This is a genomic window from Serratia aquatilis (assembly GCF_044865145.1).
In the GTDB taxonomy this organism is placed as follows: domain Bacteria; phylum Pseudomonadota; class Gammaproteobacteria; order Enterobacterales; family Enterobacteriaceae; genus Chania; species Chania aquatilis.
This window is the reverse complement of sequence record NZ_CP173186.1, coordinates 4,027,558-4,047,064: the sequence shown is the minus strand read 5'-3', so window position 1 is coordinate 4,047,064 and position 19,507 is coordinate 4,027,558. Positions and strand designations below refer to the sequence as shown.

At 54.4% G+C, this 19,507-nt stretch carries 15 protein-coding genes; 9 read left to right on the top strand and 6 right to left on the bottom strand.

What is annotated here, in order from left to right; all coding sequences use genetic code 11:
- The first annotated feature begins 48 nt into the window (after window positions 1-48).
- Together SAQUA_RS18265 and ppnP are read left to right on the top strand one after the other, a co-directional pair.
- On the top strand, window positions 49-978 hold the full coding sequence (locus SAQUA_RS18265) for a DUF1177 domain-containing protein (protein WP_380674629.1): 930 nt from the start codon (window positions 49-51) through the stop codon (window positions 976-978).
- Window positions 979-1,459: 481 nt separating this feature from the next.
- Window positions 1,460-1,750 (top strand): pyrimidine/purine nucleoside phosphorylase, encoded by a 291-nt coding sequence (gene ppnP / locus SAQUA_RS18260; protein WP_380674631.1) that lies wholly within the window; start codon window positions 1,460-1,462, stop codon window positions 1,748-1,750.
- 38 nt (window positions 1,751-1,788) lie between these two features.
- Here ppnP and rdgC read toward each other — a convergent pair whose 3' ends face one another.
- Together rdgC and SAQUA_RS18250 are read right to left on the bottom strand one after the other, a co-directional pair.
- Complete coding sequence (gene rdgC / locus SAQUA_RS18255) at window positions 1,789-2,700, bottom strand: recombination-associated protein RdgC (protein ID WP_380674633.1); 912 nt, start codon at window positions 2,698-2,700, stop codon at window positions 1,789-1,791.
- A gap of 88 nt (window positions 2,701-2,788) precedes the next feature.
- Window positions 2,789-5,401 (bottom strand): ATP-binding protein, encoded by a 2,613-nt coding sequence (locus tag SAQUA_RS18250; protein WP_380674635.1) that lies wholly within the window; start codon window positions 5,399-5,401, stop codon window positions 2,789-2,791.
- 163 nt (window positions 5,402-5,564) lie between these two features.
- Between SAQUA_RS18250 and SAQUA_RS18245 the strand changes: the two genes are divergently transcribed.
- The 6 genes from SAQUA_RS18245 to SAQUA_RS18220 all read left to right on the top strand — a co-directional run bounded on the left by SAQUA_RS18245 (window position 5,565) and on the right by SAQUA_RS18220 (window position 11,794).
- Window positions 5,565-7,088: a sugar ABC transporter ATP-binding protein gene (locus SAQUA_RS18245; RefSeq protein WP_380674637.1), complete on the top strand. Its 1,524-nt coding sequence runs from the start codon at window positions 5,565-5,567 to the stop codon at window positions 7,086-7,088.
- A 28-nt stretch (window positions 7,089-7,116) separates the two neighbouring features.
- Entirely contained in the window at window positions 7,117-8,106 is a 990-nt protein-coding gene (locus SAQUA_RS18240) for an ABC transporter permease subunit (protein ID WP_380674639.1), read from the top strand.
- Between the two features lie 108 nt (window positions 8,107-8,214).
- Window positions 8,215-9,156, top strand: a complete 942-nt coding sequence (locus SAQUA_RS18235) for an ABC transporter substrate-binding protein (RefSeq protein ID WP_380674641.1) — start codon at window positions 8,215-8,217, stop codon at window positions 9,154-9,156.
- Window positions 9,157-9,222: 66 nt separating this feature from the next.
- Window positions 9,223-9,921, top strand: coding sequence for a D-lyxose/D-mannose family sugar isomerase (locus tag SAQUA_RS18230; RefSeq protein WP_380674643.1), 699 nt, complete (start codon window positions 9,223-9,225; stop codon window positions 9,919-9,921).
- Window positions 9,921-10,781, top strand: a complete 861-nt coding sequence (locus tag SAQUA_RS18225; protein WP_380675057.1) for a ketose 1,6-bisphosphate aldolase — start codon at window positions 9,921-9,923, stop codon at window positions 10,779-10,781. The genes SAQUA_RS18230 and SAQUA_RS18225 overlap by 1 nt, the downstream gene beginning before the upstream one ends.
- Window positions 10,781-11,794 (top strand): carbohydrate kinase family protein, encoded by a 1,014-nt coding sequence (locus SAQUA_RS18220; RefSeq protein ID WP_380674645.1) that lies wholly within the window; start codon window positions 10,781-10,783, stop codon window positions 11,792-11,794. Before SAQUA_RS18225 ends, SAQUA_RS18220 begins: the two co-directional genes overlap by 1 nt.
- Here SAQUA_RS18220 and SAQUA_RS18215 read toward each other — a convergent pair.
- Entirely contained in the window at window positions 11,769-12,509 is a 741-nt protein-coding gene (locus SAQUA_RS18215) for a response regulator (RefSeq protein WP_380674647.1), read from the bottom strand. The genes SAQUA_RS18220 and SAQUA_RS18215 overlap by 26 nt on opposite strands.
- Window positions 12,510-12,931: 422 nt before the next feature.
- Between SAQUA_RS18215 and mak the strand changes: the two genes are divergently transcribed.
- Entirely contained in the window at window positions 12,932-13,840 is a 909-nt protein-coding gene (mak, locus tag SAQUA_RS18210; protein ID WP_380674649.1) for a fructokinase, read from the top strand.
- Window positions 13,841-13,924: 84 nt separating this feature from the next.
- On the opposite strand, the gene licT is transcribed toward mak, so the two are convergent.
- The 3 genes from licT to sbcD all read right to left on the bottom strand — a co-directional run bounded on the left by licT (window position 13,925) and on the right by sbcD (window position 19,446).
- Entirely contained in the window at window positions 13,925-14,782 is an 858-nt protein-coding gene (gene licT, locus SAQUA_RS18205) for a BglG family transcription antiterminator LicT (RefSeq protein ID WP_380674651.1), read from the bottom strand.
- Window positions 14,783-14,968: 186 nt separating this feature from the next.
- Window positions 14,969-18,220 carry an exonuclease subunit SbcC gene (sbcC, locus tag SAQUA_RS18200; RefSeq protein ID WP_380674653.1) on the bottom strand — a complete coding sequence of 1,084 codons (3,252 nt, stop codon included), beginning with the start codon at window positions 18,218-18,220 and terminating at the stop codon, window positions 14,969-14,971.
- The gene (sbcD, locus tag SAQUA_RS18195) at window positions 18,217-19,446 is read right to left on the bottom strand and encodes an exonuclease subunit SbcD (protein WP_380674655.1); all 1,230 of its coding nucleotides are present in this window, start codon (window positions 19,444-19,446) and stop codon (window positions 18,217-18,219) included. Before sbcD ends, sbcC begins: the two co-directional genes overlap by 4 nt.
- Window positions 19,447-19,507 lie beyond the last annotated feature (61 nt).

Here is a 19,507-nt window from a genome sequence, read left to right as displayed (position 1 = left end):
CTTACTGGTGAAATCAATACATCGGGTAACATTTTCGAGGGATAAAACATGAGCTTGCAACAAACACTACAGGTCTTTGAACTGATTGATAGTGCGCATGTTAGTGGCCAGGACGTGGTTGATTTGTTTGCGCACTATGCTTTGGTGAACGCCAGCACCCATCGCGTCAGCGGTGAAAAGGGGACGACCGACTTTGTCCGCATCGAGATCCACGGTAGTGAAGGCAAGCTGTCTGGTGGTACTGCGCCAACGCTGGGGATCATTGGCCGCTTGGGGGGGATAGGTGCACGGCCTGCGCGGATTGGGCTGGTTTCTGATGGCGACGGTGCTATTGCGGCCATCGCCTGTGCCCTGAAACTGGCAGAAATGCAGCGCAAAGGCGATGTGCTACCGGGGGATGTGATAGTCACCACTCATATTTGCCCGAATGCCCCCACACTACCACGCACTCCGGTGGATTTTATGGATTCCCCCATCGATGACGTAACGATGAACAACCATGAGGTTGTAGCGGAAGCGGATGCCATTTTGTCGATCGATACCACCAAAGGGAATCGCGTCATTAATCACAAAGGTTACGCGCTCTCACCGACGGTGAAGCAGGGCTATATTCTGCGAGTTGCGGAAGATCTGCTACGTATTATGGAGATGACCAGTGGCCGCCCGGCGGTAACCTTCCCGATCACCACACAGGACATCACGCCATACGGTAACGGTGTTCACCATATCAATAGTATTTTACAGCCTTCTACCGCTACCGCTGCGCCAGTCGTGGGGGTGGCGATTTGTACCGAGACGGTCGTTCCTGGTTGTGGTACCGGGGCAAGCCATGAAGTGGATATCGCGCTAGCGGTGAAGTTTGCCGTAGAGGTGGCAAAAGAATTTGGCCGCGGTACCTGCCATTTTTATGATGCAACCGAATATGAACGCCTGCTGTCACTCTATGGCAGTCTGAGCCATTTGCAGCAAAGACGATAACGGATCGGGCAGGGGGCTTCATACAGTCACTTGCCCGTTGTTCACCACGGCGATTTAAGCATAATGTTCATCTTCCGCTCACCAAACTGATTGTTTGATCCCGCGTATGTTAAGGCTGTGTCCCTTAACTGTCCGTGGTGCCGTCGCAGACCCAAAAGCCCATTATCAAGGCGGAGGACGAAGGGCAGAGTGGTCCTCTGTTCAAGCCCGACAACGCAGAGAATGGGCTTTTGGGGCGCGACCCTTCGGGCTGGGGCCATTTGTACGCATTGCTGCGTTGTTCACCGTTTATTTGGTTCACCAAACCTCACGGCTCACGTCTTGCTCTGCGAACAAATGACCGCCAGCGGCGCTCGCGTCCAGTTAAGGGACGCAGCCTAACTGCACGCAGTGATCGCATTTCGTATGAAAAACCAGTGACAGACCTATTTTCATCCCCCAATATGGAGTTCCACAAAGATGATTACGCGGGTGCCAGTCTATGCTGAAAGTGAATGATTATTTTTCAGGAAAAGTGAAGTCTATCGGTTTCGATAGTAGCAGCATTGGTCGTACCAGCATCGGGGTGATGGAGGAGGGGGAGTACACCTTCAGTACCGCGCAGCCGGAAGAGATGACGGTGATTACCGGGGCTTTAAAAGTATTGTTACCGGGAGCACCGGATTGGCAAGTGTTTACACCGGGTGAAAAGTTCTTCGTACCTGGGCAGAGTGAATTCAATCTGCAGGTGGCCGATGCAACGGCATACCTGTGCCGCTATCTGAGTAAATAACTTTGCGCCGGGGGATCCCCGGCGCTTTTCCCACGACTTCAGCGTTGTGCTTCTCCCCCCAAAGCTTCAATCGTGTTGCTGATCAATGCCGCCAGTTCGCTGGTCATCAGGATGAAATCGGCATCGAACCGCTGGGCGAAATCATCGCGATCAATATCATCGTTCTGATCGCGCAGGGTATCGGAAAACTTCAGGCGTTTCAGCGAACCGTCGTCTGCCAGTACCAGTTGAATGCGTTCCTGCCAGTCTACAGCCAGTTTGGTGACCAGCTTACCGGCTTCAATATGGACGGCAATTTCATCGCTGATCAGGTTTTGTTTCTTGCAGCGGATCACACCGCCATCTTCCAGAATGGCTTTCAGTTCAGCTTCATCCTGAATGATAAAACCGGCTGGCAGTTCGCCGGAACGAACCCATTCTGTCAGCGTCAGTTCGATGGGGCTTTCCATGGTCAGAGGCACCACCGGCAATGAACCCAGGCTTTTGCGCAGTAGCGCCAGCGTATCTTCTGCGCGTTTGGCACTGGCAGCATCCACCATGATCAGGCTATTGACAGTATCGATCCACATAAATGTCTGGTTAAAACGGCTGAAGGCGCGTGGCAGCAGAGTATGCAGCACTTCATCTTTCAGTGAGTCTTTCTCGGTTTTTTTCAGCTTGCGGTGTTGCTCGCCTTCCAGCTTTTCGATCTTGGCCTGTAACTCCTGTTTGATGACCGGCGAGGGCAGAATTTTCTCTTCTTTACGGGCGCAGATCACGATTTGGCCATTGACCGCGTGCGTTAGCGCATCGCTATGGGAACCCATAGGGGAAACCCAGCCGGTTTTCGCCATATCCTGGCTGCCGCACGGGGTGAAAGCAAAGGCGCTGAGCTGTTTTTCCATTTCATCCGCATTTAGCGCAACGTCGCGGCTCAAACGGTAAACCATCAAATTCTTAAACCACAGCATAGTTTTATCCCTGGCAGGGCGTGCGTTCAGCACGCCGATTCATCAAAAGCAGGGCGGCATAATAACGAATTGACGGTGAAAAATCGCCTTATTCCCGCCGATTTGCGCCCATTGCCGCGTTTCTGCGCCGTGCTTGCTGCAATGCCTGCGCCAGTTGCCGCTGGCTGAAAGGCTTGCGGAGTAATTCGATATCCTGCAGATCGCTTTCTCCATGTTGGCGCATATCCTGGCCACTGATCAGCAACGTGGTCAGTTGATGGTTGCTCACGCGTGCCTGCCGGATCACCTGCACGCCGTTCAACTCGCCAGGCAGCATCAAATCACTGATCAGCACGCTGATATCCGGCGTTTGGTGCAGTATGGCCAGCGCCTCCTGGCTGTCGGCACTGTCCAGCGTCAGGTATCCCAACTGGTGTAAATGCTCACACAGGGTTTGGCGGACATCATTTTCATCCTCCAGAACCAGCACCAGATGATCGTGGCTATCATTGTCCGGCTGCGGTGTCACCGGGGGCATATCGACCACCACCGTTTGTGCTCGTGGTAACTGCAACCGAACCAGAGTGCCATGACCGGGACGGGTTTCAATCTGAACCCGGCCACCGGATTGCCTTATGAAGCCATACACCATCGACAGTCCCAGTCCGCTGCCACTGCCTACGGCTTTGGTGGTGAAGAAGGGTTCAAACGCCTGAGCCTTGACCTCTTCCGACATACCACTGCCGGTGTCGATCACTTCCAGGGCAACCATGTCCTGTTTTTTGCCCCCGGTACGTACCACGCGTTGGTTATAAATGCGGAGATGCACCACGCCGGAGCGCCCCTCCATGGCGTCGCGGGCATTAACCACCAGATTCATCAGGGCATTTTCCAATTGGCTGACGTCGATCCATGCAGGCCAGCCGTTCGGCTGTGCTTCCAGGGTGAGTGAGAGCGTGGAGGGGAGCGTGTGGCGCAATAACTCCCGCAAATTCTCCACCAGATCTTTCAGTATTACTGCCTGCGGGTGCAACGCCTGTTTACGGGAGAATGCCAGCAGGCGTTGAGTGAGCTGCGCCCCCCGTTCAGCGGCCTTTAATGCGCGGGCAATGCGCTGCTCCGTTTGGGCATCTTGGGTATGTTGCGTTGTCAGTTCCAGGCTACCAATAATAACGGCCAGCAAGTTATTGAAGTCATGAGCCACTCCGCCGGTCAACTGGCCGACGGCTTTCATTTTCTGGCTATGTAACAAGGCTTCTTCCAGCGCTTTACGCTCGGTACGTTCCAGTACCACGTTGACAACCCCCCGTTTTGGTACCGGGCTGAAACGCAGTTCAACGGTACGTCCTGCTGCCAGCCGTAGTTCCTGCGGATGGGGAAGTTCGCTTGAGATATTGGCCAGCACATCCTCCCAACGTTGACCGGGCGGCGGCGTAACATACTGCAATAGCTCGCGATAGTGCTGACCCCGATGCAGCTGTTGTTCACTCAACCCCAGTAGCAAAGGATATTGCGGGTTCCATACCACCAGGTGTCCATGATTGTCGAACAGGGCAAAACCATCACGCATTGCCAGAAATGTGGTCTCTAACTGGGTGCTCTTCTCTTTCAGCAGGCGAGAGGTCTGTTCCAGTGACGCGGTGTTGCGGGCAAAAACGTTAAACGCCCGCGCTAGTTCCCCCAACTCATCGTGCCGTTGCAGTGCAGGTACAGTGACATCGCGCTCTCCACGCGCCAGCCGCGTCATCGCGTTGGCAATCGCTGTGAGGTTGGAACCCAGGTTACGGTAGATATACAGGCTGGCAAAACCGGTGATCACCAGTGCCAGCAGCGCGAACAGACCAATGAAGATAATGATCGAATTCAGTTCACTGTGTGTCTGGTGGGTGCGTTGTTCTGATCCCTCCGCCACTTTCTGCACATAGAGGCTGATGTCGTCGTTGAGCATCGCCACCAGTGCCTTGATATGGTAGGTGTAATACGCCAAAGCCAGATCGCTTTGTGCCAGCGCCCGCGTTTGCAGCAGCAAGGGCTGTTGATTATTGCGGAATTGGCCCATTTTCTGGTTAATCAGCGGGTCCGGGCTGTGAGAGGGCCAGTCAGCCATCACCAGGGCGAGCTGTTCAGTGGCGGCCTTGGGGGTTGGGGTCTGGATGGCAATAGATAACAGGCGGTCTATCTGGCTCAGTAGTGCTAGAGGTGGCTGCTCCAGGTTCTCTCGCTGGTTGAGGGTGATGATGTGGCGCAGCGTGCTTTGGGCCTGATAAAGACCACTGAGTAAAATATTACGTTGCAGATGACGAATATGACCCAATTCCAGCATGGGTGAGACGCTGCTTTCCAGTGCGTTGCTGCGTTCGATAATACGGTTGACCAACTCCGGTTCGCTCTGCGCCAAACCTGTGTCAGCCAGGCGTTCCAGAGAGGATTGCAGCGCCAACTGTGTCTGCTTCAGCCGTGCCGATTCGCTCTGATACTCCAGCGCGCCAACCACCTGTGAAAGCCGGATGGCAGCGGTTGCCACGTTAGACGTATCCCGGCTCAGTGCCATGCTGCCGTTCATCTCTTGCAAGGTTTGCGCCTGCACTTTCTCTTGAAGTTTCCCCGCGTGAATAAAACCGATGATGGCTATGCCGCTGACCATCAGCGTAACCGCCACCACCAGCAGGTTGAACATCAACAAGCGCCCACGGGCACTGGCGAAAAAAGGCAATTGGTGCATGAGTTCTCCTCCAGACCCTGTTCAGCAGGCAACCGCCTGATAGTGCTGATGATAGAAGTCAGCACCGTTAACATTATGACAATCATGAATGGCCACTGACATTTTGTGTTTATTTTGTGGTGATTAACTGCCACCACTCTAAACCGCAAGCCAGGGAATGACGATGAGCGCCACGCCGATTCTGGAAATGCAGAATATTGCCAAAAGTTTTGGTCAGTTTTATGCGCTTAAAGGTGTCAATCTGACGGTGTATCGCGGAGAAATCCACGCGCTAATGGGTGAGAACGGCGCGGGTAAAAGTACATTAATGAAAATATTGGCCGGCGCCTATACCGCCAGCAACGGGGAAATCTTTATTGATGGACAGCCGTTTGCCATCAAAGGGCCAAAAGACGCACTGGCCGCAGGGATCACGCTGATCTATCAGGAAATGAATCTGGCACCCAACCTGACGGTGGCGGAGAATATCTTTCTTGGCAGTGAGTTGCAGCGTGGTGGCCTGGTAAAACGCCATCAAATGCAGGAAGAGGCTCAGAAGGTCATCGATCGTCTGGGGGCTCAATTCAGCGCTAGCGACCGGGTGATGAGGCTGACCATCGCCGAGCAACAGCAGGTGGAGATTGCCCGTGCGTTGCATCGTAACAGCCGTATTCTGGTTATGGATGAGCCTACCGCTGCGCTCTCATCCCGCGAAACGCAACGCCTGTTTGAATTGATCAAGCGTTTGCGTGACGAAGGAATGGCCATCATCTATATCAGCCACCGCATGGCGGAGGTCTACGAGCTTTCCGACCGCGTCAGCGTGCTGCGAGATGGTCAGTATGTGGGAAGCCTGACGCGGGACAATCTTTCTGCCAGTGAACTGGTAAGAATGATGGTGGGGCGGCCATTGAGCGATCTGTTCAATAAAGAACATGGGATCGCCGTCGGTGCAGCGCGTTTGGCGCTGCATAACCTGACCGACGGCAAGAAGGTCAAACCTGTCAGCCTGCAGGTGTGCTCAGGGGAGATTGTGGCGCTGGCCGGATTGGTCGGAGCAGGACGCTCTGAATTGGCCCAGTTGATCTTTGGCGTGCGCAATGCCACCGCAGGCACCGTTGAAGTCGATGGCAAGAGTACCAACATTCGCTCACCTCGGGATGCGATAGCACTGGGGATCGGTTTCCTGACCGAGAACCGCAAAGAACAGGGGCTATTTCTCGATCTGGCCGCCCACGAGAATATCGTTATGGCGACGATTGAGCGCGATGCCAGCTACGGCCTGCTTAATCGCCGCAAGGCACAGACCATTTCCAGCGACGCCATTGCCTTACTGAATATCCGTGTGCCACATGCGCAAGTGCGTGCTGGTGGGCTTTCTGGCGGGAACCAACAGAAGCTACTGATTTCACGCTGGGTGGCAATCGGCCCACGCATTCTAATCCTCGACGAACCCACCCGTGGCGTTGACGTCGGTGCCAAAAGCGAAATCTATCGCATCATGAGCCAAATGGCCCAACAGGGTGTGGCGATCCTGATGATTTCCAGCGAGTTACCGGAAGTGGTAGGCATGAGCGACCGCGTTTATGTGATGCGTGAAGGCAGCATTGCCGGTGAATTGGCCGGTGTTGATATCACGCAGGAAAATATCATGACGCTGGCAACCGGCGTTGATGCCGCCCAACCGCTGGCGACTCACCATGAATAACCCAATAACAACATCCAAGGAGCCTGCCATGACCGCTAATCCGGTGCCGCCTCGCGTACCTGCCCCAACGATGAAAAAGGCACTGTTCGGCGATATGATGCAAACGGTGGGGATTTTACCGATATTGATCCTGATCGTTGCCATTTTCGGTTTTGTTGCCCCCAACTTTTTCACCGATGCCAACTTGTTAAACATCGCGCGTCAGGCCTCCATCAACATCGTTTTGGCGGCCGGGATGACGTTTATCATCCTGACCGGTGGCATTGACCTTTCCGTCGGGTCGATGCTGGGTACCACGGCGGTGGTGGCGATGGCCGTCTCGCTGATGCCGGGCCTGTCGGGGCTAGCGATCCCTTTGGCCCTGTTGGCCGGGCTGGGAATGGGGCTGTTTAACGGCATTCTGGTGGCCTACGCCGGTTTGCCACCGTTCATTGTCACGCTCGGTACCTATACCGCATTGCGTGGTGCCGCCTACCTGCTGGCGGACGGCACCACGATTATCAATTCCAACATCGGTTTTGAATGGATCGGTAACTCCTATCTGGGGCCGATCCCGTGGCTGGTGATCATCGCCTTTGCAGTGATTGCACTGTGCTGGTTCATCCTGCGCCGCACCACGCTGGGGGTCCACATCTATGCGGTTGGCGGCAACATGCAGGCGGCTCGCCTGACCGGGATTAAAGTCGGTGCCGTGCTGTTGTTCGTATATGGCATGAGTGGGCTTCTTTCCGGACTGGGGGGAGTAATGAGTGCTTCGCGCCTCTATAGCGCCAACGGCAACCTGGGAATGGGCTATGAACTGGATGCCATCGCGGCGGTGATCCTCGGTGGCACCAGCTTTGTTGGTGGCATCGGCACTATCACCGGCACGTTAGTGGGGGCGCTAATCATTGCAACCCTGAATAACGGCATGACCCTGATGGGGGTTTCATACTTCTGGCAGTTGGTGATCAAAGGCGCGGTGATCATTATCGCGGTGATGATCGACAAATACCGTACGCGTAATTATCAGCATTGATTTACCCGTCGTCTTGCAAGCCATAGGGAAGGGTAAGGTTAGGCAGGTTGGTTGGCGCCCAATGGGGCAGATATTGTTCGTGTGTCCGAAAATAACGAGGAAAACACTATGCGTTTCAAGCCATTGATAACCGCTTTGCTGGTGACGGCTGCTCTGGGCAGCAGCGCGCTGGTACAGGCAAAAGAGTTGAAATCGATTGGGGTGACGGTGGGCGATCTGGCAAACCCATTCTTTGTGCAAATCACCAAGGGTGCCGAACTGAAAGCGCGGGAGCTGGCGGGGGATAAGGTGAATGTCACGCTGGTGTCCAGTGGTTACGATTTGGGGCAGCAGGTGGCGCAGATTGATAACTTCATTGCTGCCAAGGTTGACATGATTATCCTTAACGCTGCCGACTCCAAAGGTATCGGCCCGGCGGTGAAACGCGCCAAAGATGCCGGGATTGTAGTGGTTGCGGTAGACGTAGCGGCTGAGGGTGCAGATGCAACCATCACTTCCGATAACACCCAGGCAGGGGAAATGGCCTGTAAGTACATCAGTGACCGCCTCAAGGAAAAAGGTAATGTGGTGATCATCAACGGACCACCGGTTTCCGCCGTGCAAAACCGGGTGGAAGGCTGCATGACCGAACTGAAAAAACACCCGGAAATCAAACTGCTTTCCCATAACCAAAATGCCAAGGGCAGCCGTGAAGGCGGGTTGGAGATTATGACTTCTCTGCTGGCGGCCAATCCGCAGATCGACGGCGTATTTGCCATTAACGATCCTACTGCCATTGGTGCCGATCTGGCGGCAAAACAGGCGCAACGCAGTGAGTTCTTTATTGTCGGCGTGGACGGTTCACCGGATGGTGAAGAAGCTTTGAAACGTGGTAACTCGCTGTTTGTCGCCACACCGGCGCAGGATCCGCAGGTGATGGCGGCTAAAGCGGTAGAGATTGGTTATGACATCCTGCAGGGGAAACCGGCACCGACAGGGCCGGTACTGATCCCGGTGACCCTGATCGATAAAAACAATATTGGCAGCTACAAAGGCTGGACGGTGAAATAACCGTTAATGCCGCTTGCTCCCCTCACCTTGAGATAGGTGAGGGGAAAGAACAATTTTGGAGGCAGCATGAAACGCTCAGCCGTGAATCACATCCTGCAACAGACCCGACATTTTTTCTCCCGGCACGACGTTCATTTACCCCCCTTCGCCCATTTCAGCCCGCAGATTTGGCAACAGCTTGATTGTCACGCCTGGCAGGAGGTGTTCGATCTGAAGCTGGGTTGGGATGTCACCGCCTTTGGTGGTGACGATTTTGCCCACTGTGGCCTGACGTTGTTCACATTACGTAACGGCTCCCCTTCCGGCCAATTCTACGGTAAATGCTATGCGGAAAAAGTGATGCACTGTCGCGAAGCGCAGGTAACGCCGATGCATTTCCACTGGCGCAAGCGTGAGGACATCATTAACCGTGGTGGCGGCAATCTGATCGTCGAACTGCACAACGCCGATCGGCAAGAACAGTTGGCAACCAGTGAAGTGACGGTGGTGATCGACGGCTGTCGGCAGACACATGCCGCCGGTTCCCGCCTGCGCCTGGCACCGGGGGAAAGCATCTGCCTGACACCGGGGATGTACCATAGTTTCTGGGGTGAAGAGGGGTTTGGTGATGTTTTGGTGGGAGAGGTTTCGATGGTGAACGATGACGATAACGACAACCGTTTTCTGACGCCGCTGAGCCGCTTTAGCCAGATAGAAGAAGATCAGCCACCGCAGTGGTTGCTGTGTAACGAATACCCACTTTTCACCGTAGAAAGGAGAGGATGATGGCACTGATTTCACTGGCTCAAGGATTAGCCGATGCCAGGCGGCATGGCTACGCGTTAGGCGCATTCAACGTGCTCGACAGCCACTTTCTGCGTGCGCTGTTTAGCGCAGCCAAGCAGGCGCGTTCGCCCTTCATCATTAATATTGCCGAAGTGCATTTCAAATATGTGTCGTTGGAGTCACTGGTTGCGGCGATAAAAACCGAAGCGGCACAGCACGATATTCCGGTTGTGTTGAACCTCGATCATGGCGTGCATTTTGCCGCAGTCGTCCAGGCGTTAAGGCTTGGCTTCAGCTCGGTGATGTTTGACGGCTCTGGTCTGAGTTATGAAGAGAACTTGCGGCAGACGCGTGAAGTGGTGCGCATGTGCCACGCGGTGGGAGTTTCGGTTGAAGCGGAACTGGGTGCGGTAGGCGGCGATGAAGGTGGCGCGCTCTACGGTGAGGCGGACAGCAATAAATTCACCGATCCGCTACGAGCCAAAGAATTTGTTACCCAGACCGGTATTGATGCGCTGGCCGTTGCCATCGGTAATGCCCATGGCAAATACAAAGGCGAACCCAAGCTAGATTTCGACCGTCTGGCGGCGATCCAACAACAAACCGGTATTCCGCTGGTGTTGCACGGTGGTTCAGGCATTAGCGATGCCGACTTCAAGCGGGCGATTTCTCTGGGTATCCACAAAATCAACTTCTATACCGGAATGTCGCAGGCGGCATTGGAAGCCATTGAACGGCGTATGGCGCAGCGCCATGCCATTTACGATGAATTTGCCGAAGTGCTGTTGGCAGTGGAACAGTCGATTGATGAAGTTGTGCAGCAACAGATGCATATCTTCGGCAGTGCCGGGCGGTTGTGATGATCCGACGCGGTATTCTCTCTGCCGGCAATATGCTGGTGGATCATGTGCATCAGATTGCCCAGTGGCCGCAGCAGGGATGGCTAGCGGAGATCACCCACAGTGAAAGAGCCACGGGCGGTGCACCACTGAACGTATTGCTGACGTTGGCACGCATGCAAGCCGGCTTGCCGCTGGCGGCGGCGGGGGTGATAGGCCAGGATGCCGATGGGGAGTACATCTTGCAGATGCTGGAACAGCATCGGGTTGATAGCCAATGGGTGCAGCGCCGCGCAAAGGTGATGACATCCATGTCGCAGGTAATGACCGAACCGGGTGGGCAACGTACTTTCTTCCATGCCCCGGGTGCCAATCGCTTGCTGGATCTGGCGGACTTTGCCGAGGTGAATAGCCAACACCAGATTTTCCATTTGGGCTATCTATTATTGCTCGATAGCCTTGATTGCCCGGATAGTGAGTTCGGTACGCGCAGTGCACGCCTGCTGGCACAGATGCAGCAACGGGGTTATCACACCTCGCTGGATCTGGTTTCTCGCCAGGGTGATCCTCGCTATCGTCCGCTCGTTTTACCCGCTTTGCGCTGGCTCGATTATCTGGTGATCAATGAGCTTGAAGCGGGGGAGTTTACCGGCTTGGCACTACGTTGCGCCGATGGCACTTTGCAGCAGCATTTAATGGCACAGGCTGCGCAGCAACTTATGCAAGAAGGTGTGCGGCAGCGGGTGGTCATCCACTGCCCGGAAGGGGCTTACGGCTTGGAGCACAGTGGCGAAGCCCGTTGGCAGCCCTCGTGGCAACTTGCGGCAAATGAGATTGTGGGTAGCGTTGGCGCGGGAGATGCATTCTGCGCCGGTGTGCTCTATGCCAGCCATGAATGCTGGCAGTTGCAAGAGACGTTACAGTTGGCACACACTTGCGCCCGTTTTAATCTGTTATGTGCCAACGCAATAGATGGCGCACAACCGTTGCCGGTACTGATGGCGTATATTAAGCAACAGCAACCGGCTGAGTGACGTCGGCGGCAAAAACATATCCCAATCCGCGGATAGTGCGTATCAGTTCGGGTTGATGCGGATTGTTTTCGATCTTACGGCGTAGGCGCATGATCAGTACGTCGATGGTGCGGTCAAACACCTCAAGCGTTTCGCTATGGGTGAGTTCCAACAAACGGTCGCGGGTGAGCACTTTACGTGCATGCTTCACCAGTGCCAACAACAGACTGTATTCGCCCTGAGTGAGATCGACGGTTTGCCGTTGCGGGTTTTGCAAGATGCAGCGGGTGGTATCCAGACACCAACCGTTGAATTGCCAGCCCTCGGAGTGCGGTTGTTCGTTTATCGTTGGTTCAATAGTGAGCGCCCCGCTACGCCGTAGTACAGCTTTGGCACGGGCGACCACCACGCGCGGGTTGAAGGGTTTGGCGATGTAATCATCGGCTCCCATTTCCAGCCCGACCACCACGTCGGACTCCGAGCCAAGGCCCGTCAGCATCACTACTGGCAGATCCGGCCGTAAGCGATGGATCTGCTGTAGCACCAGCAAACCGTTGGTGTCGGGCAGGATCAGATCGAGCAACACCAGCGCTATGTCGGGCTGTTGATTAAGTAATAGTTGTACGTCGCTGCCTAGGTGGCAGGTATGAACGGTGAATACGTGCTCATGCAGCACGTCTTTGAGTAAGTCGCATATGGCGGGATCGTCATCGACGATCAGTACGGCAGGTTTCATTGCTGCTCCCAAGATTAATAGGCTGTGTCCCTTAACTGCGCGCAAATGGCCCCAGCCCGCAGGGGTGCGTCCCAAAAGCCCGTCCTCGGTGTTGTCGGGCTTGAACAGAGAACCACTTTGCCCTCTACCCTCCGCCTTGATGACGTGCTTTTGGGTCTGCGACGGCACCACGGACAGTTAAGGGACACAGCCTAGGCTATGTCCCGGTGTATTTCACGCTGTAGCCAACGTTTGAAATCCAACGGATACAAATGTTATCAGCCAGTTAAACGCAGTGTAACCGATGGTTGATTAATAAGCGGCGGCCAACGGCTATCAGATGTGGAAATTGCCATTGTGGTCACATTCGGTTGCAATTAGGTGATTCGGTTTGTCGGCTGTATTAGGCTGTGGCGGTGGATCTTGTCTTTAGGAGATGAATTGTGCGTATTGGTATCGACCTGGGCGGCACTAAAATTGAGGTGATTGCGTTAGCCAATGACGGGCAGGAGCTGTTCCGCCATCGAATTGCAACGCCACGTGATGATTATCAGCAGACCTTGCAGGCGATCTGCGGGTTGGTGAGGCTGGCGGAGGAGAAAACTGGGCAGCAGGGGTCAGTGGGGGTGGGCATTCCAGGCACGCTGTCGCCGTTTACCGGCTTGGTGAAAAATGCCAACTCAACCTGGCTCAATGGTCAGCCGCTGGATCAACATCTCTCCGCGATGTTGGAGCGTGAAGTGCGGCTGGCCAATGATGCCAACTGTCTGGCCGTATCGGAAGCGACCGACGGCGCAGGGGCGGGTAAGGCAACCGTGTTTGCGGTGATCGTCGGTACGGGATGCGGTGCCGGGGTGGCGATTAACGGTCAGGTACATGCCGGAGGGAACGGCATTTCCGGTGAGTGGGGGCATAATCCTCTGCCGTGGATGGATGATGACGAACTGCGTTTCCGTGCTGAAGTGCCTTGCTACTGTGGCAAACAAGGGTGCATTGAAACCTTTATCTCTGGTACCGGTTTTGCCAACGACTATGCGCGCCTAAGTGGTAATGTGCTGAAAGGCCATGAAATCATGACGTTGGCTGAGAAACAGGATCCGATAGCAGAGTTGGCTATCCAGCGCTACGAAATGCGGTTGGCGAAGTCGTTGGCGCATGTGATCAATATTTTCGACCCAGATGTGATTGTCCTTGGCGGTGGCATGAGCAACGTTGAACGTCTCTATCAAACGGTGGCGCAACGAGTGAAGCCCTGGGTATTTGGTGGCGAATGTGAAACGCCAATCCGCAAGGCTATTCACGGTGACTCCAGTGGCGTGCGCGGTGCCGCGTGGCTGTGGCCGCAGGTGTGATTTTGTTCGGCGCTTGAACTATGGTGTCTGTAAGCGGCCATGCTGAATGGTGTGGCGCTACCTGGTTAAGGACTGCAGTGAGCCTCATTCCTTTGGCGTGTAATGGCTTTCGCTTTCGCTGCGCACCCGTTCAATGTGAATGGTCAAAAACATCATCTCTTCATTGGTCAACTGGTGTTGGTAGTGTTGGTCGATATGCCTGTTGATCTTGACGGCGCAGGCGAAAGATTCGTGATATTTGTCTTTCACTACCTGATACAGCGAGTCGTCGTCACTACTGACATAACTCTTCCCCAGTAGCCGTTGGGCAAAGAATTTCAGATGGGTCACGAAGCGGTGATAGCTGAGCGCATCCTCGTTGTAATCAAAACGAAAATGATATTTAACGATGTTGAGGATCTCCTGCATCACACGGGTGATATTCAACGTGTTGTGCATTTCGTCATTGAGTTGGGCGTTGACCAGGTGCAAAGCAATAAATCCGGCCTCGTCCTCTGGCAATGTGGTTTCCAAGCGTTCAGCAATGATCGCCAAGGCCTGCAAACCCAGTGCAAACTCGTTCGGATAGAGCTTTTTGATGTCCCACAGCAGGACATTCTTGATGTCCATCCCTTGCGCATGGCGCTGTAAAGCGAAGTGGATGTGATCGGTCAGGGTGATGTAAACGATGTTATGCAGTTTCCCTGGCAGCCGTTCGCGGGCTAGGGTAATGATCTTGTCAGCCGTTGTGACGCAGGCCAACGGGATCTCTGCCAACAATTCTTTATAGCGTTCGCTCATCTCACCGCTGTTGAGGGTGAAGACCTTTTCGATCAGGCTTTCGTCTACGCTATCCCCGGCTTTCTTTTTAAAGCCAATACCACGCCCCATCACCACCGTCTCTTCAAGGTGGTCATTCAGCGTAATCACTACATTATTATTGAGTATTTTAGCGATATTCATGGCTCTTCCTGGCATTTCCTGCCCAGTAAAAACGAAAAAACCCGACACCCGAGAACGGTCCCGAGCGTCAGGTTTTGCCTGTATTCACAGTGACAATCCTGTTATTCGCTGCATGATAACCGTTCTCAGCTGTGGCTCAATGCTTTTAGCCGCGTACTGCCGCCGCGATCACATTTTAGGCCGTCGCTACTCAACGCGAAACCGTTGATCCAACCGACTAACCCCTAACCCGTTGACCTTCCTCACCTTAATCTGTACCGGAATGCGCTCTTTCATCGCATCAACATGGCTGATCACTCCGATGGTTTTACCCGTGGCGTTAAGGCTGTCCAGTGCATCCAACGCGGTGTCCAGCGTTTCAGCATCCAGTGTGCCGAAACCTTCGTCCAGGAATAACGAATCGATACTAGTCTTATGGCTGACCAAATCTGATAACGCCAGCGCCAGCGCCAGGCTGACCAGGAAACTCTCACCGCCGGAGAGGGTACGGGTGTCGCGCAAGGTATCCGCCTGCCAGGTGTCGACCACCTGTAATTCCAGCGCTTCGCTGGTCTTACGCTGCAGCAGATAGCGGCCATGTAACCGACCAAGCTGATTGTTAGCCAGGTAGACCAGGTGATCAAGCGTAAGGCCTTGGGCAAACTTGCGAAACTTGTCGCCTTCTTTTGAACCAATCAACTGATTCAGTAGACTCCAATCGTCATACTGCTGCTGACTTTGCGCGATCTGGTCAAACAGAGATTGCTGATTGAGGCGACGTTGAGCATCGTTGCTCAGTTGGTTACTCACTTCGCCTTGATTCAACTGCAGTGCTTTTAGCCGCTCCGCTAGCCCGTTGAGCGTGGTTGTGAGCTGTTCAGCATCAACCGTTGCTTCGTCAATATCGGCGGGGCGCTTGAGCCGATGTTGCTCCAGCGTTTGTACCGCCTGCGCCAACAGTGCGCTGGCCTGTACCTGATGTTGCTGTAACTGCTCTTTGCGCTGCTGAAGTTGTTGGCGCGTATCGTCATCAAGCAGCGCAGCTAGAAGTTGGCTTTCATCTGCAAACGTACTGCTGGATAACGCTTGTAGCCACTGCTGCTCGGCCCGCTGCAACCGTTCGGTTTGCTGTTGTTGCTGCTGTTGCAATGCCACCAATTGACCTGCCAGCATATCGCGCTGTTCCTGGGCTTTCTGTAACTGCTCGCTCGTCTGCCGCTCAGCGTTCTCGCAAGTGCTCAGTGCGGTTTGCAGTTGCTCACGCACTGCGGCGATAGATTGCTCGCCAAATAGCGCAACTCGCTTGTTGTGCAGCTCGGCCAGTGTTGCTTCGTTCTCTTGGCAGCGTTGTTGCCACTGCGCAAGCTGGCGCAGCGTCTCTTGCTGACTGATTTCCAGCAGCTCAAAACGCTCATTCAAGCGGGCCGTTTCCTGTTGGGAACTCTGCTGCTCCCCTTGCAGCGCATTCAAGGCATCTTTGGCCTGTTGTAAGGCAACGGCGGCCTGTTGGTGCTGTTGCAAACGTTGCTGATTGGCCTGCTCTTCGCTTTCGCAAGTGTCTAGCCATGTACGTAAGCGTTCGGGCTCTTGCAAGGTAAAATCGAAAGCGAGAGGTGCGGTGAGCGACAGCCAGCTTTGCCGATGCTGTTCTTGTTGCGCCAATGCCTGCTCCAACTGGGGTTGCAGGCGCTGCAGTTGCTCTTTCAAGCTATCGCAGCGAGCGCGCAGTTCAGTGCCCTGTGTGTGCAATAGCTCGGTTTGACTTCTTAATTCAGCGGCACGCCGCTCGGTCTCGGACGGTTTTAGCGCCTGATACTGTTCGATTGCCGGGTGCTCGGTTGAGCCACAAAGCGGGCAAGGCATATTTGCCTGTAAATGGGCGCGTTCCGCTTCCAGACTGACAATACGCTTTTCCATCTCGAGCACTTTCTCGACATCAGTCTGGTGCGCTTTATGCTGCTTGTATTGCAGACGAACCGCATCGAGTTGCGTTTCTGTTTCGGCCAGCTGCTTTTGGTTGGCGGCAAACTCCAGCTGTTGGCGATCAATTTGCCGTTGGTTTTGCGCAAACAGTAACGCCAGTTCGGATAGCTGCTGGCGTAATGGGCGCAGCCCGGTTAATTCTGCCTGACGATGCCGCAGTTTCTCCGCTGGGGATAGCGCCTCTAACTCAACCTGTTGTTGTAACTGCTTTTCGAGCGCCGCTGTCAGTTGTGACTGTTTAGCCTGGTATTGCCCTGCCAATGCGGCGAGTTGCGTGCGTTTTGTGTTCAGTTGTTCCAGTTCGAGCCGCTGCTTTTCACTCAGTTGCTGATATTTATCACGTTCCGTTTGGGCATCTGCTAGCTTGGTGCGTAATTGGGCTATTTGCTGGTCAAGCGGCTGAACCCGTTCATCGATCAGGGCCTGCTGTTGTTGGTTATGACGGTTTTGCGTCTGCTTTGCTGCTTGGGCCTGTTCCAGGCGTTGTTGCAAGGGGAGCAGTTCGGTTACTTGCCGTTGTTGCTGTTGCTCCAACTGTTCACGCTGTTGCCGCAGGGTCAGATTATCCTGCTGGCAGCGTTGGTGTTCATTCAGCAACGGGCGCAACTTCTCAGCGGGTTCACTGCGTGCCAGCCGTAGCAACTGTGGTTCGGCCTGCTGATAATCCTGCTGTACGGCGGCAAGCTGCTGTTGATAGCTCTGGACCTGTTGCCCGGTGCTGTGCCACTGCTGCAACCAGTTCAACCGATGTTGTTGCTGTTGTAACTGTTGGCTGACCGACAGTTCTTCGCTACCGAGCGTGCTGAGTTGGTTTTCCAACGCTTGACGCTGCTCATCGTTGAGCAGTTCAATGCCACTAGCCCGCTGATGCAGAACATCAAGCTCGGTTTTTGCCTGTTTATGTTGTTCAAACACCTGTGACGATAACTGGCCATAGATCTCGGTGCCGGTCAGTTCTTCCAGCAGTTCGGCGCGTTCATTCGGTTTGGCGTTCAGAAAGGCAGCAAACTGCCCCTGAGAAAGCATCATCGATTTGGTAAAACGGCCAAAATCCAGGCCGGTTATTGAGGCGATCAGCTCTTTTTTATCGGAAATTTTGTCTGCCAGGATTTTGCCATCTTCCCGCAGCGCCAGTTCAACTTTGGGGGCTTGAAGATTGCCGTCAGGATCGTTTTTAGCGCGGCGTTGGCTCCAGAAGGCGCGATAACCGATGCCTTTGACCTCAAACTCCACTTCCGCCAATGACTCTGCGGTATGGCGCGTCATCAGTTCATTCTGGCTGGCGCTGACCTCCAGGCGCGGCGTTTGGTGATAAAGCGCCAGGCAGATAGCATCCAGTAGGGTAGTTTTGCCTGCTCCGGTTGGGCCGGTAATGGCAAACAGGCCATTGCTGGAAAAAGGTTCGGCAGAGAAATCAATCTTCCACTCCCCTTGTAGGGAGTTCAGGTTCTTCAGCCGTAAGCTCAGGATTTTCATGCTGATGGCTCCTCGCCGTGGTGAAGGCTGTCCACCACCTGTTGGAACATTTGCCGCATCCGCTGTTGGCGGGGTTCAGCCATTTCCGCTTCCAATGCCAGCCGCCGTTCGAATACTTCGCTGACGCTCAACTCGTTCAATGTCTCTTTATCCTGTTGGGCAATGGTCTGGCGGCGTTGCTCTTTGCTACGCCGCAGCAGTATAACCTCAACCGGCAGATCGCCGGCCAACAGTTGGATGCGCCGCTGAATGTCACTCAGGTAATCTTGGGTAGCTACTTCAATATCCAACCAAACCGGCAAATCGCCTTGGTAATCGCTAAATTGTTGCAGTTGGGCTTCAATTTGCGCCAGATTGCCCTTGATGAGCTGCATAGGTTGGAAGATAGGGATTTCCAGTGGAGTGACCTGCTGCAATGCGCCGTCGGCGAGATCAACTATGAATACGGTTTTGGCTTTGCCTAGTTCATCAAAACTTAATGGGATCGGCGAGCCGCTGTAACGGATATGCTCGGATTTGGCGACGTTTTGCGCACGGTGAATATGGCCCAATGCAATATAGTCGGCTGGGGGGAATGCTTGCGCCGGGAAAGCATCCAACGTGCCAATGTAGATATCACGCACAGAATCGGAGGTGCTCACCCCCACCGTCGTCAGGTGGCCGGTAGCGACTATCGGCAGTTTCAGGCCCAGCGTCTGGCGATATGCGCAGGCCGCCTGATAAAGGCGCTGATAGTGTTCGGCAATGGCATCCTGCAAGGCCTGCTGCTTTTGGCTACCCGATTCCCCGGCGCGGCTGGCGAGCAGATCCCGTGGACGTAGAAAGGGGATTGCACACAGTACCGCACCCGGTTGGCCATTGCGTTGATTCAATACCACGATTTGCTGCTCGGGCTCGGCCTGCGCATTGGCAATCACGGTGGTATTCAGGCAGGAAAGCAGCTCACGCGATTCATTCAGAGTCGCCACGGAGTCATGGTTGCCCCCCAGTATCACCAGTTGGCAGCCTGTGCGCTGCAGCTCCACCACAAAACGGTTGTACAGTTCGCGGGCGTAGCTGGGGGGCGAGCCGGTATCAAAAAGATCCCCTGCGACGATCACCGCATCTATCTGCTGCCGTTCCACCTGCTCAATCAACCAGCTTAAGAAAGCCTGATGCTCTGCGGCGCGGCTTTTAGTAAAAAAGTGCTGGCCCAAATGCCAGTCAGAGGTATGGATCAGGCGCATATAAAGCTTCCCGGCTAATAGAGGATGGCGATGATTATAAGGGCGTAGATACCTTGTGTCG

What these genes read in the sequence shown, in the direction of transcription:
- SAQUA_RS18215 (WP_380674647.1), bottom strand. Translation starts at nt 12,509, where the DNA reads ATGAAACCTGCCGTACTGATCGTCGATGACGATCCCGCCATATGCGAC.
- SAQUA_RS18225 (WP_380675057.1), top strand. Translation starts at nt 9,921, where the DNA reads ATGGCACTGATTTCACTGGCTCAAGGATTAGCCGATGCCAGGCGGCAT.
- sbcC (WP_380674653.1), bottom strand. Translation starts at nt 18,220, where the DNA reads ATGAAAATCCTGAGCTTACGGCTGAAGAACCTGAACTCCCTACAAGGG.
- sbcD (WP_380674655.1), bottom strand. Translation starts at nt 19,446, where the DNA reads ATGCGCCTGATCCATACCTCTGACTGGCATTTGGGCCAGCACTTTTTT.
- licT (WP_380674651.1), bottom strand. Translation starts at nt 14,782, where the DNA reads ATGAATATCGCTAAAATACTCAATAATAATGTAGTGATTACGCTGAAT.
- SAQUA_RS18240 (WP_380674639.1), top strand. Translation starts at nt 7,117, where the DNA reads ATGACCGCTAATCCGGTGCCGCCTCGCGTACCTGCCCCAACGATGAAA.
- SAQUA_RS18250 (WP_380674635.1), bottom strand. Translation starts at nt 5,401, where the DNA reads ATGCACCAATTGCCTTTTTTCGCCAGTGCCCGTGGGCGCTTGTTGATG.
- SAQUA_RS18265 (WP_380674629.1), top strand. Translation starts at nt 49, where the DNA reads ATGAGCTTGCAACAAACACTACAGGTCTTTGAACTGATTGATAGTGCG.
- SAQUA_RS18235 (WP_380674641.1), top strand. Translation starts at nt 8,215, where the DNA reads ATGCGTTTCAAGCCATTGATAACCGCTTTGCTGGTGACGGCTGCTCTG.
- ppnP (WP_380674631.1), top strand. Translation starts at nt 1,460, where the DNA reads ATGCTGAAAGTGAATGATTATTTTTCAGGAAAAGTGAAGTCTATCGGT.
- SAQUA_RS18245 (WP_380674637.1), top strand. Translation starts at nt 5,565, where the DNA reads ATGAGCGCCACGCCGATTCTGGAAATGCAGAATATTGCCAAAAGTTTT.
- SAQUA_RS18230 (WP_380674643.1), top strand. Translation starts at nt 9,223, where the DNA reads ATGAAACGCTCAGCCGTGAATCACATCCTGCAACAGACCCGACATTTT.
- SAQUA_RS18220 (WP_380674645.1), top strand. Translation starts at nt 10,781, where the DNA reads ATGATCCGACGCGGTATTCTCTCTGCCGGCAATATGCTGGTGGATCAT.
- rdgC (WP_380674633.1), bottom strand. Translation starts at nt 2,700, where the DNA reads ATGCTGTGGTTTAAGAATTTGATGGTTTACCGTTTGAGCCGCGACGTT.